This is a genomic window from Ruegeria sp. H9 (assembly GCF_056532915.1).
In genome coordinates, this window is record NZ_JBQFNX010000001.1 from 427,924 (window position 1) to 446,384 (window position 18,461).

11 protein-coding genes are annotated in these 18,461 nt (G+C 54.3%); 7 read left to right on the forward strand and 4 right to left on the reverse strand.

Annotation, left to right across the window (positions count from 1 at the left end; genetic code table 11):
• Nucleotides 1-298: 298 nt before the first annotated feature.
• The gene (locus tag ACR0CZ_RS01935) at nt 299-1,021 is read left to right on the forward strand and encodes a response regulator (RefSeq protein WP_170394071.1); all 723 of its coding nucleotides are present in this window, start codon (nt 299-301) and stop codon (nt 1,019-1,021) included.
• On the opposite strand, the gene ACR0CZ_RS01940 is transcribed toward ACR0CZ_RS01935, so the two are convergent.
• On the reverse strand, nt 1,000-2,412 hold the full coding sequence (locus ACR0CZ_RS01940; RefSeq protein WP_480502955.1) for a sensor histidine kinase: 1,413 nt from the start codon (nt 2,410-2,412) through the stop codon (nt 1,000-1,002). The genes ACR0CZ_RS01935 and ACR0CZ_RS01940 overlap by 22 nt on opposite strands.
• Nucleotides 2,413-2,676: 264 nt before the next feature.
• Here ACR0CZ_RS01940 and ACR0CZ_RS01945 point away from each other — a divergent pair, with 264 nt between their 5' ends.
• The 6 genes from ACR0CZ_RS01945 to ACR0CZ_RS01970 all read left to right on the forward strand — a co-directional run bounded on the left by ACR0CZ_RS01945 (nt 2,677) and on the right by ACR0CZ_RS01970 (nt 15,308).
• The gene (locus ACR0CZ_RS01945) at nt 2,677-4,452 is read left to right on the forward strand and encodes a type I secretion system permease/ATPase (protein WP_170394067.1); all 1,776 of its coding nucleotides are present in this window, start codon (nt 2,677-2,679) and stop codon (nt 4,450-4,452) included.
• A gap of 39 nt (nt 4,453-4,491) precedes the next feature.
• A complete protein-coding gene (locus ACR0CZ_RS01950) occupies nt 4,492-5,823 on the forward strand; it encodes an HlyD family type I secretion periplasmic adaptor subunit (RefSeq protein ID WP_170394065.1) in 1,332 nt (443 codons plus the stop codon).
• A gap of 323 nt (nt 5,824-6,146) precedes the next feature.
• A complete protein-coding gene (locus ACR0CZ_RS01955) occupies nt 6,147-6,809 on the forward strand; it encodes a hypothetical protein (RefSeq protein ID WP_170394063.1) in 663 nt (220 codons plus the stop codon).
• A 308-nt stretch (nt 6,810-7,117) separates the two neighbouring features.
• The gene (locus tag ACR0CZ_RS01960) at nt 7,118-10,012 is read left to right on the forward strand and encodes a hypothetical protein (protein ID WP_170394061.1); all 2,895 of its coding nucleotides are present in this window, start codon (nt 7,118-7,120) and stop codon (nt 10,010-10,012) included.
• Nucleotides 10,013-10,367: 355 nt separating this feature from the next.
• On the forward strand, nt 10,368-12,962 hold the full coding sequence (locus ACR0CZ_RS01965; RefSeq protein WP_170394059.1) for a hypothetical protein: 2,595 nt from the start codon (nt 10,368-10,370) through the stop codon (nt 12,960-12,962).
• A 432-nt stretch (nt 12,963-13,394) separates the two neighbouring features.
• Nucleotides 13,395-15,308 carry a heparinase II/III domain-containing protein gene (locus ACR0CZ_RS01970; RefSeq protein WP_480537111.1) on the forward strand — a complete coding sequence of 638 codons (1,914 nt, stop codon included), beginning with the start codon at nt 13,395-13,397 and terminating at the stop codon, nt 15,306-15,308.
• Between the two features lie 204 nt (nt 15,309-15,512).
• Here ACR0CZ_RS01970 and ACR0CZ_RS01975 read toward each other — a convergent pair whose 3' ends face one another.
• Genes ACR0CZ_RS01975 through ACR0CZ_RS01985 form a run of 3 tightly spaced genes read right to left on the reverse strand, consistent with a single transcriptional unit; the run spans nt 15,513 to nt 18,454 of the window.
• Nucleotides 15,513-16,430, reverse strand: a complete 918-nt coding sequence (locus tag ACR0CZ_RS01975) for a lysylphosphatidylglycerol synthase domain-containing protein (protein ID WP_170394055.1) — start codon at nt 16,428-16,430, stop codon at nt 15,513-15,515.
• Between the two features lie 4 nt (nt 16,431-16,434).
• Complete coding sequence (locus ACR0CZ_RS01980) at nt 16,435-17,268, reverse strand: class I SAM-dependent methyltransferase (protein WP_170394053.1); 834 nt, start codon at nt 17,266-17,268, stop codon at nt 16,435-16,437.
• A 13-nt stretch (nt 17,269-17,281) separates the two neighbouring features.
• Complete coding sequence (locus ACR0CZ_RS01985; RefSeq protein WP_480562735.1) at nt 17,282-18,454, reverse strand: glycosyltransferase; 1,173 nt, start codon at nt 18,452-18,454, stop codon at nt 17,282-17,284.
• Nucleotides 18,455-18,461: the final 7 nt, after the last annotated feature.

Sequence of the window (18,461 nt, forward strand, 5' to 3'; positions counted from 1 at the left end):
TAAGTCGGGGCACACGCGATACACCAAATAAAAAGCCTGCTACCAAGTCTCTGACGAAGATTGCTTTGTTGCACGCAGCCACCTGCGGAAGGTGGCGGAAGTTGGAGGAATTTGCTGTTTGGAGTGACAAATTATTCAATCGTCCGGAATGCCCCGGTGGATGATTGTCTGGTTTAGCCATGAGTGGCGATTGCGGTCGCCGCGTACCAGACAGTTTGATCGTTCTCTGCAACATTGACAGCTTCGAATAGCAAATGTTGTTATCGTAACGACAGGCATCGTCCCGAGGAGAAGAGCTATGCAAGACGTCGCGGATCAATCCGCTGGCTATGATGAGCACATTCTGATTTGTGACGATGACATCGAGTTTGCTCAGGGTGTTTGTGCATTTCTGACTGACAAAGGGTACAAAATCGAACACGCGCAAGATGTACCCGCTGCGCGGTTGATGATGGCTGATGAAACCTACAGCTTGTTTCTGCTGGACCTCGTGATGCCAGGAACTAGTGGTAAGGTGTTATGTCACGAGATCGCTTCGCGCATAGATGCCGGGATCATCATGATCAGTTCGATTGATGACGACGCCGAGCGGATTTCCCTGCTGGAACTGGGCGCGGATGATTACATCATTAAACCATTCAACGAGTTGGAACTCCTCGCGCGCGTGCGTGCTGTGCTGCGCAGGCGTGCTGGTGGAACGCAGGGAAAATCCCGGGTTACCCGGTTCGGAGAATGGGAGCTTGTTGAAAACGAGCGACATCTCAAAAGTGAAGATGGTCGTCTCATCACACTCACCTCAAGCGAAGTGCGGGTTATGCGCTTCTTTGCTGAAAACCCGGACGTGTTGTGTACCCGAGAAGACCTTCTTGCCGTTGCCCGGACCCGACAGCATGGCGGTGCAGGAGACAGAAGCGTTGATGCTCTGATCAAACGGTTGCGATCGAAGATTGAGAGCGACCCTTCAAATCCGGAATATATTCGAACGGTCTGGGGGCAGGGTTACATCTTTCGTCCCGGCTGAACTCCGGTATCAAGCGGCAACAGCACATTTGCCCTAAGGCCTCCGCTCAGGCGGTTCTCAAGCGTTACAGTGCCCCCCTGATCGACAACAATCGCCCGGACAATAGCAAGGCCGAGGCCTGTGCCGGGCTCGGTGGCGCCTAGTCTCTGGAAAGGCTCAAACGCTGTTTCAAGTTGTTCGGCTGGGATACCTGGTCCTTCATCGTCTATGTGAATTGCGGCCATATCGTTCGACGCAGTCAAAGAGACATTTGTTCGACCCCCGTATTTGACCGCATTCTCCAACAAGTTTCTAAGAACCCGGGTAAGCGCGTTGTGTCTTCCTTTGACCACCGCAGATTGTTCGATTGTGCAGGTCACATCGCGACCCGCCTCAACCTGTTCATCTACAAGCGCCTCAACCAGTGAGCGCAAATCCAGGCGTGCAAGCTCTCCATCGTGATGCGTTTCGCGGTTGAGGTTGGTGACGGAGTTTACAATATCGCTGATGGTTTCCAACCGCTTGAGCAGTTGCTCTTTGGGTGCTGTTGGTTCCAATTTCTGGATCGCATCGTGCATCCGTGCAATCGGTCCCTTCAGGTCATGCCCGAGGCTACGAAGCAAGGTTGTCTTGTACTCAAGCGCCAGAACAATCCGGGCTTCCATGCGATTGAACGCAATAATTGTGTGGCGGATATCAATGGCACCCGCCTCGACGAGTGGGCCGACTTCTTCACCCCGGCCGATCAACTCGGCATTGACGGCCATCGCGCTCAGCGGTCGCATCACTTTCTGAATAAGAAACGCAAGTGCGCAAAGCAGGGTAAGCGCGACCAGACTGTCGATTGAGCCAACGATGACCAAAGGTACAATGTTCTTGTTTTTCATGAGCAAATAGCAGTTCAGCCATTCGTCATCATCCTTGAGCCGGACCGAAAAAACGCTCACCAGAAACGCGTCAACGCTTTCTGCATCGATAGGTTCGCCCGAGTGGCTCTTGAACAGTTGCAACAGCGCGCTTTGGTCGTGTTTGGCGTCAACGACCGTGTCTGCCACGGACAGTTCCGCGACGGCGATCCCACGGTGTTCCAGCCGCGCCGTCAGCCAGTTAGCCAGATTCGGGCGGTCGCGGCCATTGGCCAAAGTGGTTGCTGCATCCTGCGTGCCGACCCTGACACTCCATTCTGCAGGAAAGAAACCAAGCGCTGCTTCGGAGCGGCTGTCAGGGGGCACGCGGGCCAGGGTTGAAACCACCTGCGCAAGAAAGGCATCGCCCCTGTTTCGGATCTCTTCAGCGCGAGAGTTTCGGATCTGGACAACGTCGGTGACTACCGAGAACACGCCGACAATCGTCCAGCTGATAAGCACGATGCTCATAACTTGTGTTCGAAGTGTCAGATCATTCCAGCGCATTGCGCGTAAGCTCCCTGTCCCATCCCCCTCACTTGGGACGCTAGTTCAAATACCGCCGCATTCCCAAGCGGAAATTGCATCCACCATGCCGCTGATGACGCAAAGGGGTTTCACCCACCGGCACCGCATTTCGGGGCACTCGGTTTCGCCAGCTCGGCAAACAACCGGCCAAATTCGTCAATTGAATCAAAGTGTGACAAGCCCTTGGGGCATCGGCGGCTGGTCTCCAAGTATCACCCACAGAGTTTTTATTGGGAGCCAGCTATGTCAAAGCATTCATCCGTTCATCCACAACTTGCCAGCGCCCGGCGCGCGCTGAGGGGCAATCTGATTGCCACCGGCGTTTTCAGCGGTGTTGTGAACCTATTGATGCTGACAGGGCCGATTTTCATGCTTCAGATCTATGATCGCGTGATGTCTAGCCAAAGCGTGAATACGCTTGTCGCGCTCAGCACACTTGTCGCCGGTCTGTACTTGTTCATGGCCTTGATTGACGGCGCGCGGACCCGTGTGCTGGTTGCCATGGGGCATCGCTTTGAACAAAGGCTCGCCCGCACAGCGTTTGATTGCACTTTGTCCGAGCCGTCGCGCAACCGTCCGGGTGGCAACCCTGCGGCGGCAATTCAAGATGTCGAAAAAATTCGCGGTTTCCTGTCGGGTCAGGGTGCCGGAGCTTTGTTCGATCTGCCGTGGATCCCGGTCTATCTGGGATTGGTTTTTGCCATGCACATGTGGCTGGGTATGGTCGGTGTAATTGGCGCGCTGGCATTGGTTGCCATTGCCATCGTTACGGATATCAAGGTCCGCGCTGCCGCGTGCGTTCAGTCTGAGCATTCAGCCAAGCGCAATCGTCTGGCAGAAGCCGGCCGCCGGAATGCCGAAATGGTTCGCGCGATGGGGATGCAGTCCAATCTTGGCAAGATCTGGCAGGATGTGAACGATCTCCACCTTGGTGCGAGTGCTAAGGCGGCCACTACTGTCGGAGTGTCTGGTAGCTTTACCAAAGTGTTCCGCCTGGCACTTCAGTCCGCCGTTCTTGCGGTCGCCGCTTATCTTGCCATCCATGGACATATATCGGCTGGCTCAATCGTTGCGGCATCGGTCATCATGTCCCGTGGCTTGCAGCCTATCGAGACTCTGGTCGGTAGTTGGCGCAATCTGGTTGCTTCCCGGCAAGCATGGGCTCAGCTGAAGCAAACTCTTTCTGGTGACGAAGCTGACCATCGTATTTCTATGCCCAAGGCACAGAAGTCGCTGACCGTTGACGGCCTGATCGCTGCCCCTCCGATGGCCACTGCCGCTGTTCTCAAAGGTGTTGGTTTCGATATGAAAGCAGGCGAGGCACTGGCTGTGATTGGGACGACCGGCAGCGGAAAATCAACCTTGGCGCGCACACTTGTTGGTGCATGGTCGGCGGCCAAAGGCAGCATCAGCCTCGACGGTGTGCCGATCGACCAGTACCTGCCTGAGGAGCTTGGCCCCCAGATCGGTTTTCTGCCGCAGGATGTTGAGCTCTTTGACGGAACGATCGCCCAGAACATCGCGCGTTTTGATCCCGAGGCGACGGACGAGATGGTGATTGCCGCCGCCAAGGCAGCGGGTGTTCACGAACTGATCGCTAGCTTCAAAGACGGCTATGCCACCTCGGTTGGCGAGCGTGGCGCGGCCTTGTCCGGTGGTCAGCGACAGCGTGTTGCCCTTGCACGAGCGCTTTATGGTGATCCATTTCTGGTGGTTCTGGACGAGCCCAACTCGAATCTGGATGCCGTGGGTGAGGCCGCACTGAACCATGCCATTCTCGCCGCCAAGGCACGCGGGGCGATTGTGATCGTCATCGCGCACCGGGCGAGCGTGCTGGGTTCAGTCGACAAGATTCTGATCATGGAAGACGGTCGCGCCGGAGATTTTGGTCCTCGAACAGAAGTGATGGAGCGGTTGCGTCAACGCAATCAGGCCGCCGCCGTAGCTGCACAGCCTGCCGCTGAACAGAAGACCGTCGAACAACCCCAACAAACAGAAATCGTTGCCGCCACGGGCTGACCCAGTCCCGCGCTGTAAACAGAATGAATGGAGGAAGTCATGAATACCAACAAGAATTCCAGCACGAACACCAAAGGGTTTAGGGATTGTTCTGCCCAATCCATCGGCTTTGGTCTGGTCGCAATTGCTGTGCTCGCCATAGGTTTCGGTGGTTGGGCGATGAAAGCCCCGATGTCCGGGGCGGTCGTGACGGCTGGTAGTGTGGTGGTCTCGTCCGACCTCAGAGCTGTGCAACATCCCGACGGAGGTATTGTCGGCGCCATTCACGTCAAAAACGGAGATAGGGTTGAGGCTGGCGATGTTGTTCTGACACTTGATGATCAGCTGTTGTCAGGCAGCCAAGCCTTGGTCGATGACAGGCTCGTGGCGCTTGAAGCGCAGTTAGTTCGTCTGACGGCCGAGCGCGATGGTCTGGACGATCTCGTACTGTCCGAGGAGCTTGCGGCCCGAAAAGACGAAGACAAAGTTGACCGCGCACTCGCAACGCAGCGCGCGGTGATGGAAGCACGTCGTCTGTCGCAGGATGGTGAGGTCGCGGCCTTGGAAGAGAAAATTGAACAGGCAGAGCAGGAAATTGTGGGCCTGGAGGCGCAGCGCGAAGCTTCCGAAGAAGAGATCAAACTGATCGACAGCGAATTGGAGGGTCTGACGCAGCTCTTTGAAAAGGGTTTAGTACCTGGTACCCGGGTGACGACTTTGCAGCGTCAAAGAAGCAGTCTTGTCGGTAATAGTGGCGGCCTGACCTCTCGGATCGCAGTCGCCCGTGGTCGTATCAGCGAGACGCGTATCCATATCCTGCAACTGGAAAAGACCTTCCGCGAGCAGGTGATGAACGAGATCTCCTCGCTGGAGGTCGAACTGGATGGCTTGAAAGAACGTCGGAGCGCGGCCGCGTTGCAGTTGGCGCGGGTTGACCTTCGGGCTCCGGCGGATGGCATCGTGCATGAATTGGGTGTACATACAATCGGCGGCGTGGTGTCTCCGGGCGAAACGCTGATGCAGATCGTGCCCGAGGATGACGGGTTGGTGGTGACAGCTAGTGTCATGCCACAGGACATCAACAATGTCGCCTTGGGCCAGGCTGCGAGCGTGATGATCGGGGCGTTCGATCAACATGTTGCCCCTCGGTTGGATGGGCACGTTGAGTTTGTCTCGGCTGATTTGAAAACAGATCAGATGACTGGCTTACCCTACTACGAGGCGCGGGTTGCTCTAAGCGAGGAGGCTGTCGGACTTTTGTCTGACCGCCAGTTGAGCCTGCTGCCGGGTATGCCGGCTGACGTCTTCATCGAAACCGGCGAACGGACCCTGTTACAGTACCTTCTTGATCCTCTCAGTAAGCAAATCCGGACCACGTTCCGGGAGGTCTGATCGACCGCATGATGTGAGCTGCCCAATAGGAAGAAACAGCTAAAACCAGCGCCAGAAATGGCGCTGGTTTTTTCGATCCTGAAGGCGAGGAGGGGCGCAGGTGGTACCTGAGCGGGTGCTGGTCCACATCTTGGAAGCGCGTCCTGTCTGAAAAGAGATGATGCCCGGCTTAAGAGCCTATTTTTGTCATACTTTGTAACAATTTAGCCCCCTTTTTCGCGTTGTAATGAAGGGGCCGGATAACCACCTTTTTGTTATACCCGAGGAGGAAGTTTCTAAGATTTTTTGGGTGCTAAACAAAGTGTGTAACAAGGAGAAATACAATGAAACATGTAACCACTACGAGCTTCGAGAAAGCCAACGACGATGTCATCGCCGTGCCCCCGATTCAGCCTTTTCTAAAGTGCGGAACCGAGGTGCCAAATGATGGTGAAGACCTGGTGGCTGTAAATCCGTTGCCGATTGATCCGCTGGTTGCCGATCCCATCGAAGATCTGGTTGCCGTGAACCCGCTGCCTTTTGGTGCGGTTCCTGCCGGTGAAGGTGACGACGTCACCGCAGTTTCCCCGATCATGCCTGACCCCCGGTGTGGTACCGAGGTTCCGCAGGATGGTGAAGACCTGATCGCAGTAGCCCCGCTGCCTTATGGAGCGGTTCCTGCTGGTGAAGGTGACGATGTGACCGCAGTTTCGCCGATCATGCCTGATCCCCGTTGCGGCACCGAAGTGCCTCAGGACGGTGAAGATCTGATTGCAGTGAACCCGCTGCCCTTTGATCCGATCGTTCTGGATCAGGGTGATGACGTCATCGCTGTACCCCCGATCCTGCCGCTGCCCAAATGCGGCACCGAAGTACCGGAGGATGAGTATGACCTGACGGAAATGGCGCCTCCGCCGCTGTGCGAAATCGTACCGACTGCAGGCGGCGAAGACATCTGCGGAACCCCCGTTCCGACCGACAGCTTCTTTGTCGATATGGTCGCCTAAGTGGGGCGAAAACTCAGCGATCATCTATCGCTGCACAACCAAAATCCGGGCGTCTTAGTTCCTGTTGAAACGGACGCCCGGGCAAACAAAGGGAAAACCAAACTCACCGGCTGGGGCCTGAAACAGGCGCCAGCCGGATCGCTGGTTTTCTCAGGCCGTGAATTCCATTTTTGTCATACTTTATAACAACTTAACTGACTTTCGCCTGTTGAGATCAACAGCCTGAAAAACCACATCTTTCCTATGATCTGTGATGCGTATGGGCCCGAACCTCGGGTGTCGACCATCCAGGAAACAGGAGGAAAGACATGAAACATGTTAGCAAATCAAAATTCCAGCCCAACTCGGCGAGCACGCTCAACATATCGGTTGGTCTTGGTGAAACGGATGACGATCCTATCGTGATCCCGCCGGTTAGTCTGCTGTCGGAAGAAAGCAGCGAATTGCAGGACTACGTCTGGGAAGATTCAGCCTCGGACGACGAGACTGTGGCCAGCAACAAACCTGATATTCCCGTCTGGACCGGTGGTAAATCACCTGGCGATGGCCACAGCGGTTGGTGGGATAAATATGGGACCCATCTGCATGACACCAGCGGCACCTATGTCGGCCGCGATGTCAAAGCCCGTGGTGAATACAAAATGGCAGACGGTGAGGTGAGCTTTGAAAACCTGATGCACCGTCTCTCAAGTGGGCAAAGCAAGGGGACATATCTTTACACCCGTATCGAAGGGAATGACGGGGATAACGTCATCCACGGTTGGAACCCCGAAAACTGGGATAACTATGATGGCGGCACCTCGATCAAGAATTACTATTCCAACTATCATCATCGGGACAATATCTCGGGCGGTGACGGAGATGACATCATCATCGCCTACCTTGGGAACGACCAGTTGTTCGGTGATGGCGGTAATGATGTCATCTATGGTGGCGGTGGCCACGACTACATCGATGGAGGTGAAGGTGATGATCAGCTGTTCGGCGAATCCGGCAACGACAAGATCATTGGCGGCGGAGGCAAGAACATCCTTGTTGGCGGCGAAGGCGATGACATCCTGATTGCCGGGAATGAAGGCGACAAACTGTACGGTGGTACTGGTAACGACCTTCTTGTTGGCGGTGACGGTGATGATGTCCTGTTTACCGGGCATATCGACGAAACCTCTGCCGACACGCTTTACGGTGGAAAAGGGGCCGACACCTTCGTTATTGGCTCTGTGCCTGAACCAACAACTCATGATCCCAACCATAACCAATCGAATGGTCTGGGCGAAGAGTGGCTGGAAGAGGCAGGTAATCTGGCACTCGCCAAGATGCTGCCAGGCGCGAAGCTGTTCATCAACCTTGCCAGAGGCCTGATCGACGGGATCAAGAACATGTTCAAGACAGAGGAGCAGGTTGTCGAAACCGTCAACCCGCCGAAGGTGTCTCTGGTCGAGATCCTCGACTTCAACCCGCTTGAAGACAAGATCATTGTACCAGTCAACGTGGAGGGGCCAGTAACGCTGGACCTGCAGGCATCGATCGTTGATGGCGCGGCATTCGATCTGGTTGCGCTTGATCCGGCCGACAACAAGTTCAAGGTGATTACAACCTTCTATTGGGATGAGGCGTCGAACATCTTTCCGGGCGCAACAAGTATCTCGCAGCAGAACACAGATGCCTTCATTCAACGGTTGAAAGAAACTGCTCTGATCACGGGGCCGGATGGTGCGCATTATGGCTTGGGCCAAAAGATCGACCTTGGCCTGAGTAGTGAAGACCTTGCAGGTCTTGGAACCAGCAAGTTCGTCACATTCGGGGCGTTCGGCGGTGTTTCGATGGTCGGCTTTCACGACGAGGATCGTCAGTTGGGAACAAACCACAACGACGTTCTGCAAGCCTATACGTCCGAGCGCGATACCCACGGCGGAAACGAGGCCGAAATCCGTAATGACGGCAATGATGTTCTCTACGGCTTTGGCGGTGACGATATCATGGCTGGCGGTGGCGGCTTTAATAAGCTGTATGGTGGAGAAGGCAATGACACGGCCTGGTATGGTGACAGCCTGAGCGGCATCTATGTCGACATGAACAACAAGGCGGAAGATGCCAGCGGTGAGTATTACTGGGCCTGGCATGGCAACAGCGCCAATCCGTTCGATCTCAATGACGAGATTCGCGACAAGGAAGGCTATGATCTGCTCTGGAGCGTCGAGAACATCTATGGCAGCGACCATGATGATGTGATCATCGGCGACGACGGCGATAACGTCTTCACCTCGGGTGATGGTAAAGACGTGCTGACCGGTAACGGAGGAGCTGACACCTTCATTCTGAACGGCGGCGGGAACACGATCACCGATTTCGATGCCAATGAAGGCGACCGTATCGAGATTGACCTCGACGCCTACGGGATGACCGGCTGGTTCGATCTGGATCACCGCATTGAAAACGGCCAGATCGTGCTGTTCAACAAGCTGACAGACGAGATCATCGTGCGCTATGACGATGACGGGAACGGATTTGACCCGTCATACATCGACCTGCGCAGCTTGGTTGGCAACGATGAAGAAGGCTATCAGGTTGTCTACGAACCGCCCTTTGGTGCAAACACGCTGGAGTGGTTCGAGAAGTATGGCAACCGGATTGATGCCGAGGTCGGCGAAGAGCTCGTTACCGTAGATGGCACCGATAGTTGGGACTACATGATCGGTGACACCGGCAGTGGTGGATTGACCCTGAATGGTGGTGCTGGTGATGACTACATTGTTGGCGGTGCGCTCAATCAGTTCGCTACTCTGAACGGCGGCGACGGCAATGACACCATCTTGATCCGCAAAGGCGCGATGATCACCAATGCAAATGGTGGAGACGGCGACGACGTCATCATCCTTGATGCAGACCAGTCTTCAGAAGCCGGGTTTGCCAATATGTTCGGTGGCGAAGGCAGCGATACTTTTGTCATCACCGGCCCGGGCAGCCAGTATGGTGGTCAGGTGATCCGGGATTTTGAGGCTGACGACTCGATTGTTATCGATCTGGAAGGGTTCGGGATCTCGTCTCTGGATCAACTTCAGATCGAATGGCGTTCCAGCACTCACTGGGTCACGGCAAATGGCCAAAAGGTGATCAGCGTACAGGGTGTTGATGAGCATTTCGATGTCATGCAGCACATCAGCGAGCTGACGGCTCAGCAATCACAGGATTGGGGTCTCTGATCATCGCCTGATAACAAAAAAAACGCCTCAGCCGGTCTGGATCGGCTGAGGCTTTCTTAACAGTTCGATCTGGCAATGATGCAAAGTTAATTATTGCGACATTCCAAATTTGGCGAAGACTCGCGCAACTGCACCTATCTTTTGCTCAAACCCCGCTATAACCCACTGACGTACAGCGTTTTTTAGCGCATCAAAAGGTTGGCCTAGGCCCGCATCCGCTCAGATTAATTCGTTAATGAACTCTTAACGTGTCCTGAACTTCTGACTTGTTACGCAAGTTGGGCCTGAATTCATCGGGCTAATAAAGCCGAAACACTTGGGCTGAAACAACGACAAGATGGGAGTCTGTTTCAAGATGAGTAATGGAACATATGAAGAATTTCGCGACGCTTTGCGTGCATTTGAATCTGGTTGGGATCGAGATCGATACGACGCAGGAATCATTCAGGATTGGCAGCTGAACCAATGGGCCGGTGGGGCCGTTGCTGACTTCTATCCAAGCTATTCCAGCTGGTCTGATCTAAGCAGTGATGAATGGGACGCGATGTCCTATCGCTCGATGAACTCGCTTGGTTTTGTTGGATATCAGTTCGGCGAGGCGCTGTTAATTGACCTCGGGTATTACACCGATGATGTCTATTATGGGAATGGCGCGGCTTCGAACACCTGGGATGGCACATGGACCGGTAAGAACGGGGTGAATTCGCTGGCAGAGTTCACAACCGCCGAAGCGCAGGAGCGCGCGATTCAAGAAGCGTTTGGCTACAATCTTCAAGTCATCGAAACCGGGCTGGGCTATCAGGGAGAGAGCCTGTCCGACTATCTCGGCACGACACGCACTTATCTGGAAAATGGCCAGGCCGTCTCTGTCACGCTCAGTCTTACTGGCATAATGGCCGCCGCGCACCTGCGGGGGGCATGGGGTACGTTGGCTCTGCTTCAGGGTGGAAGTGTATCCACCGATGAATACGGTACTTCGATCCTGCGGTATGTCTCGCAATTCGGCGGTTATGACGCGCCGAGTATCGAAGACGCTATCAAGGTATACACCGACGGTGTCTTGCCCACGGATACAAATGGCGGCACCGATAACGGGAATACGTCGCCGCCCGTTGTCCCACCGGTTATACATCCGGAACCCACGGAACCGACCGGCAACGGGACTGCTGACACCACAGAAGATACTGCGGATGTGGTGATTAACTGGGCTTGGGGCACGAATGCAACGATCCCGGATTTCGACCCTACGACAGATACGATCTTCATCGCATGGGTCGGTGCCGACGCGTTGGAGGTTGCCGAGGTTGATGGCGCGGTTGTGTTCTCGATCCCGTCCAATAACCAGGCCACGACCCTCAGCGGTGTGACACTTGCTGAGCTGAGCCCGGCAAACTTCGCTATTCTGGACAATACCGCCGCAGCTGAAGTGCTTGGGCTGATAGGCACTGATGGTTCAATGCCGACCAGCGGTGGCGATGGTGGCGGAGATGGTGGTGGCGGTGGCCATAGCCACCAACATATGCACGTCATGTTGGGCCTTGCCAGCGAGGCACAGACGGTCGAAGGCTTCCTGCCCGCGATGGGAGATGTCATTGAAATCGGACCGGACATTGGGACTGATAACTTCTCGATTTTCGAAGAGAGTGGGGACGCTCTGGGGCAGACCGTTAGAATTGAGCTGACCTCGGGCAATGTAACCAAGCAGATCGTATTCACTGGCTTTGGCCTGTCCGATCTTTCGCTCAGCAATTTCTCTATCACGGATCAGACGGTGTTGAACGAAGTGTCCACAGCTTTGGGGCAAGTTATCGTCTCGCCGGGAGACGGAGAGGGCTATGACCTCAGTTATGATGCAGACGGGTCAAACCCGCCCGCGATCACCGGCAATACAGACACGGGCGGGGTGAAATACCGGGCCGATAGCAACGCTGACGACATAACCGGATTCCGCCCCGGTGTGGACGAGTTGGACTTTGGCGGTACGTCGGTTCACGGCATGATCGTCACCAAATCCAAGGCCGGCGAGATTGTTATCGACAGCCCATGGTCGGACGCGGCGCAAATCGTGCAAGGTTTCACCTTCCAGGACGTGACCATCGACAGCTTTGGTGTGGTCGGCAACGAACACCTCCGTCAGGATATGGGCGGCGTTCTTAGTTGGGAGCAGGGCGTAGGACCTCGCGATGCTGACACAGTCTATGTTCGCAGCCACGAATATGGCGTGCACGAAGTTATTGACGGCTTTGATCCTTCAACGATGAAGATCAGCTTCCTGTATTTCGGAACCCGCGAGCGGCTTAGCGTCGAGGACAGTAGCGATGGTCTGGTGATCTCATCCTTGCCGACCGGACAAAGCATCACGCTGACCGGCGTGACCAAGGCTGACCTGATCCCGGGTCTGGTCGAATTCCATTTTGATCAGGTGATGGAAGACAATCTCGAGGTACCATTTGGCTTTGACCAGAACGATGTGACGTTGGTTGATCGCACCATACTGCTGACCCCACAGGCTCCTGTCGGGGCGACGACAGACGGTTATCAGACACGGGTCGGAGATCTGATAGGGGGATCGACCCAACCAGATATCGGTAGTGGAACCAACGAACCCGGAAACAGCCAAACACCAGGAGTTGTGACCTTCGGCGCTGAAGCGGATGTGGCAGAGCTTTCCTGGAACTGGGGGGTAAAGACCCAGATTATCGGTTTTAATGCCGATGAAGATATCATCGATTTCAACGCTTTGAGCGAAAGCGATGTGTCGGTCACCGAAATTGATGGCGATCTTATCTTTGAAGTTGTCGGAAATGGCGGCCATACCGTTACACTTCAGGATGTTCAGGCCGAGGATCTGGATCTTGGCAACCTGACGGCTGATGACTGGAACAGGGTCGCCGAAGCAGAAAGCGTCCTGACAGACCAACTTGAAGCGCTCGGAATGTCCATCGCCTGAAGCACTCCAACTAGTGGTTCCCGGTCTGCGCTAGGCCGGGAACGAAAACAAACACATAAAAATCGATGGGCACTGGCCTCGTTTCCGGTTCGGTTCCGTGATCAAGCCATGCGACCATAATATTAATGCTCGGATCGCTTGCGCTAGGTTCTCGTGGCTGGCTTTTTTATCGTTTGTCCTTTCGGCTCTACTTAAACATTACTCCAATAGGCTGCCGGGCGGGGCGTTTAGCATATCAATTTGCTAAGCTAAACTAATCGGATGTCTTTGACAGAATTTGGCCACCGCTGCAGAGTCGGGTTGCAGGCGTTTCCAGTGCGGAAGAAACCCATGATCGCAACCGTTAGAAGTGTGAATCCGATTAAAGCCTTCTTTTTGTTCGTTTTGTCCTTCGCTTGTTTTTGCGCTACAAGCGCTTTGTCCCAAAACTCAGTGCCGCAAGTCGTTTTAACGGATGAGATCGTGCAGCGGATAGAAACACAGCGCGCAGCCGATCAGGTATTCGCGGCTGACTATCAGGCATTGATTGACAGTGCAGAAGCGCATTTGCAGTCGCCTACTATTGTTGAGGCAGTTCGGAATGGAGATGGTCAGCTTCACGAAGCTTTTCGTGGATTTGGACAACGTCCGGTCGAACGCCTCACCACACTGGCTTTGGCTTGGCGATTGACCGGTGACAGTCGCTATGCCGATCGCGCCAGAACCGAACTCTTGCAATTTTCGGAACTGGAAACATGGCAGCCCGCACACTTTCTGGGATTAAGCCGTGTCACATTGGCGGTGTCGCTCGGATACAGTTGGATTAGTGACAATCTGGACGAAGAGGATCATCAGACTATTCGATCGGCACTTGTTGAGAAGGGGCTGAAAGAAGCCGCAAAAATCTACGATCTGGATACGCTCTATTATGATAAGGGTTGGATCGCCCCCCAACGCTGGGTGAACCCAGTGTCTGTTCCCGCGTCGCTTCCTGATGGGACGGCTACCGCAGATATCGCCTGGCCCGTTGCTTCCTTCAACTGGAACATCGTTTGCAATGCAGGAATGATCGTCGCTGCTCTGGTTGTGTCAGAAACAGAACCGGAACTGGCTGATCATATTATTGAGCAGGCTCAGGTTTCACTTAGAAATGGGTTGGCAATGTTTGCTCCGGATGGTGCATGGCCAGAAGGACCGATGTACGGGGCTTTGTCCGCCCGGGACGCGGCAGTATCGTTTGATGCGCTTGTTTCCGTCCTCGGGCACGATTTTGATCTTTCGCGAATGGTAGGTTTGGAGGAATTCGGGGAGTTTCTGATCCATGCGTCTGGACCAACTGGCATGCTGTTTAACTTTGGAGACAGCGATACAAGCACTGACCTTGTTGTGTTGACCTGGTTGGCGTCGCGGTTCAATCGCCCGGGCTACGACATTAAAATGAATAGCAAAATGCGGTCTTCCCATCCAGCATTCGAGCTGATCTGGCAGCAGCGACGCAATAGTGAACCAATCACTGCCCGATCAACATCCTATTGGTCTGGAGGGCTTGGGATCGTAACCATGCGGTCTGGTTGGAATGACCCTAAGGCCAGCTATATCGGCCTCAAGGCTGGGCCGCTTAGCAGCCATCACAATGACCTTGATGCGGGCACCTTTGTGCTTGAAGCTGACGGTGTACGTTGGGGGGTGGATCTTGGGTTCGGAAATTACCAATTGCCCGGCTACTTTACTGACAAACGTTTTGACTATTATCGAACCGCCACGATCGGGCAGAATACGCTGACCTTTGACATGGCAAATCAAATCGAAACGGGGCGGGCCTATGTTGAGGAGTTGGCGCAGTTTCCGGGTTTCGATTTTGCAATCGCCGATCTTTCAGACGCCTATGGAAAGCCAAAGGGAACGGTCAGACGAGGCATAGCTCTTGTCGATGGAACGACAGTGTTGGTTCAGGATGAAATTAGCCCTGATCAACGGGGGCGGGTGGCGTGGGCAATGCATACCGAAGCGCAGGTAACAGTTGATGGCTCCAAGGCCACATTGCGTCAGGATGGGAAAGAACTAACCGCGCGCATACTGTCGCCGCCAAACGCCACCTTCTCTCAACTTTCAGCCAATCCTTGCGAAACGGCATTCAATTCTGAATGTGCGATGCAGAATCCGAATTCAAACGTTACACGGCTCATGATCCAACTTGATCTTGATGAAAGCGACAAGCGTGAAATCATTGCCGTTACTTTTGAACCTGACGCACAGGCCGCAAACAAGCCGGTCATCCCGTTAGGTGAGTGGCGATTGAACGCGACCCTCTCGAACGATGTTGAAAAAAAGCACATTGATCGGTTGCCTGCTGAAAACTCACGATAGGTTTGGGTCAAACTTGAACGACCTCAACCCTGGCTTTGGGCGATGCTGGGTGCGCTCAAGGAATGTAGTACGCACCAGAAGTCGCACTATGTTTGGAAACGAATAGAAGACGGCACCCTAGCGCCTGAAGCAGCGCATGGCGACCTTCAGATACGATAGACTCCGTTTCAAGTTGTCTGGCTGACCCGATCCAAATTATTAAGCCTATACAGCTTCGTGCTCACCACTGCTTAGATATCGGCGCAGGGTTACGCCAAGCCCAAACACAGCTACATCCCCCAGAACCGAGAGCGCGCGATGCGCGATCGCAGCGCTTAGACCGACTCCCTGATCAGTGAAAAGGCCAAGTCCGAGAGCAATAATTCCGTCTCGAATACCGATACCACCGGGTGCGCCCGGCATCAGAAAACCGATGACCCAGGCTGTCGAAAAGATTGCGATGCATTGCAATATACCGGCACCACCCTGAGGGTAGATCGCCCGTGCGACACACCAAAGTGACAAACCCAGCATCAAAAAGTTGAAGCTATGCAGAAACAACAGGATCAGGCATTTTGAAATTGTGAGCTTCGGTTTTCCCGCTTTGCGCCAGATTACAATCTGGCCAATCATGATGCAGGCCAGAATTCCGAAGAAGATGATTGTCATCTGTCCATCGAGCCAGGATCCTGGAAGGTCTGCAATTACTGCGGCGACAAGATCGGGCATGGTCAGGAGCACAATTCCGACGACCAGAGCACCGCTGGCGAGCAGAAAACCGATCTCGAGCAAAAGAGATGACGCAATAATTGCGGATGGCACTCCATCATTCCGTGCGAGGGCGAAACGTCCCAAAAGGTGGGCAACATTGCCGGGGATGTATTTCCCGATCTGCGATACCATTAACTGACTTTCAGCGCGTGTGCGCGGTAGGGCAACGTCATAGATGTTTAGCGTCACCCCCCAAGCCACAGCACCTACGAGCTGCGACAGCACATAAAGGGTAAACCCACCTAGCAGTGCATAACGGGCGCGGCCTGACCCGAGGTCGAGCACTGCAATGTCTCCTGCGTGTCGAACCAGAATGATTCCGATGAAGATCAGGGCAGCAGCGGTGCCGATATAGCGCAGGGCGGTAGCCATGTGTTTACGTTTTGCGCGCCACTACAAGAAAACCATTTCCAAATTCGGTGTTAAGGAACGGGCGTTGTAGCTGGAAAAAAAGCCGCATGACCGTGACTGCGGGTATGGAAGAAAACACAGGCCAGAAGCGCCGCTCAATGGAACGATCGCTACCGCTCTCGTTGGTAAGGTCGTTCGCTGTTTTACCAGATTTGGCGTTGGTTTCCAATATCTGCCCATAGGCCCGAGCACGCCAATACTCCATAATATTGGCCAAAGGAAAACCGTAGCACTCAATAGTTTCGACGGTGAAGCCGGCGTCCTGAACCGAGTGTATTATAAGTTCTCTACTGTAGCGCCGAACATGCCCGGCCCAAACGTCGGCCGCATTCCAGCGGGATGGGTGCGCAGGCGTCGACAAGATCATTGTTCCACCTGGTTTCAGATAAGTTTGCCATTCTCTCATGGCCTCAATATCTTGCTCCAAGTGCTCAATCACTTCAAATGACATGATCAGGTCGAAGGAGTTTTTCCAATCCGGGTCAAGCTCGGCCAAGAGTGTCATAGGGCTGGCTTGAGTGTTGAGTTTATCTGCCAGTTCAAGGGCTTGCTGCGAACGATCTACGCCATAAGCTTCAAAACCCTGTTCTGCCAGTTCTGACAATAGCGCAGCCGGTCCGCACCCGATGTCAAGCACTCTGCAAGGCATCAGATTTTTGAGATGCCGCATAACCCGATCACGCCTTAGAAGATACCGCGGCGCGGGCACCCAATTGGATTGCGGCAGGGCCGGGCCAAAGTGCCTGTGATAGATGGCAGAAGCACTATGCTCTGCGGAATTAATGGCGGTATCAGTCATGTCGACCACAGTTTTATCCGGCTTGAGGTGCACAATGAAACAAGTATCCGCAAAGAGTCCGCGCGATCTCATGCGGCTGGGCCATTTTCAGTTTGTCTTCAGGCATTACCGGATAGCCCTCGTGCCTCAATTCAGCGATGGCATCCAGCAGCGCTTCGGGATTTGAATGAGGGATAAGCTTCACTCCGAGAGCTTCGGTGCCGAAAGTTTCGATCATGGCAGGTGAGCTTCGGGTGATCACTGAACGCCCTGACAACAGCGCCTGATAAACCTTGTTCGGCACCACTGACGCAGCCTTGCCAGAGGCGCCAAAAATGCCGAGGCAAATGTCGGCATTTGAAATTGCCTCGTTCAGTTCCTCATAGGGAACCCATTTCTGCCAGGAGATATGATTATGCCCCGCATCCACCAGAGCTGTCTCGAGCAATAGGCGCTCTTGCCCGGTGCCAATCAGGTGCCAATTGATATCGCGACCTCGATCCGAGGTAGCTGCCGTCAATATCGTTTTAAGCCCATGCAGCGGGATGAGCTGTCCGTAAAACAACACTCTAGTGGGACCGTCGTGGCGCGCAGGAGGAGGCAGACGCTGGAAGGATCCCGGCTCAGCTCCCACCGGCACTGCTCCAATCCTGGATTCAGGCAAATTGAAGATCCGTGCAATATGCTCGGCATGCGCCTTCGTATCGAGCAAGACATGATGCGCTGCCCGGCAAGCCAGCCATTCAGTGACCCAAAGCATCCGGCCCGGCAGTGACTTGGCCCCAACCATACTTCGATCGTTAACGACAGTGTCGTAAAGCGAAAGGAACATGTCCCAGGTGATCTGCCGCCGACGTAGCAGGGCAAAGGGCCACAACACCAATGTATCGAGCGCGCCAAGATAGGGAACCATCACTGCATCATGACGAGGCGCACGCAAATAATGCAGGATCAGAAGCGGATAGGCCAAGAGCGCGCTGAACAACACACGGATCATCACAGCCATGTTCAATTGGCTTTTATCCGCGTGTTTGGGCCAAATCTCTGCGTGGATTTCAATTACTTCTACGCCGAGCTCTTGCAATCCAGTTCGGAGAATTCGAGTACGCGGCTTGCTGAGATCATATGTTCCCCAAAAAATCACCCGCTTGTTGCCGGGCTCAGATGGTATCGGAGTGGTGCTGACCACCGGAGGGGAAAGAGGCATATCGGCA

Coding starts and splice junctions, on each gene's coding strand:
- ACR0CZ_RS01935 (WP_170394071.1), top strand. CDS start 299: ATGCAAGACGTCGCGGATCAATCCGCTGGCTATGATGAGCACATTCTG.
- ACR0CZ_RS01940 (WP_480502955.1), bottom strand. CDS start 2,412: ATGCGCTGGAATGATCTGACACTTCGAACACAAGTTATGAGCATCGTG.
- ACR0CZ_RS01960 (WP_170394061.1), top strand. CDS start 7,118: ATGAAACATGTTAGCAAATCAAAATTCCAGCCCAACTCGGCGAGCACG.
- ACR0CZ_RS01955 (WP_170394063.1), top strand. CDS start 6,147: ATGAAACATGTAACCACTACGAGCTTCGAGAAAGCCAACGACGATGTC.
- ACR0CZ_RS01945 (WP_170394067.1), top strand. CDS start 2,677: ATGTCAAAGCATTCATCCGTTCATCCACAACTTGCCAGCGCCCGGCGC.
- ACR0CZ_RS01975 (WP_170394055.1), bottom strand. CDS start 16,430: ATGGCTACCGCCCTGCGCTATATCGGCACCGCTGCTGCCCTGATCTTC.
- ACR0CZ_RS01965 (WP_170394059.1), top strand. CDS start 10,368: ATGAGTAATGGAACATATGAAGAATTTCGCGACGCTTTGCGTGCATTT.
- ACR0CZ_RS01985 (WP_480562735.1), bottom strand. CDS start 18,454: ATGCCTCTTTCCCCTCCGGTGGTCAGCACCACTCCGATACCATCTGAG.
- ACR0CZ_RS01950 (WP_170394065.1), top strand. CDS start 4,492: ATGAATACCAACAAGAATTCCAGCACGAACACCAAAGGGTTTAGGGAT.
- ACR0CZ_RS01980 (WP_170394053.1), bottom strand. CDS start 17,268: ATGACTGATACCGCCATTAATTCCGCAGAGCATAGTGCTTCTGCCATC.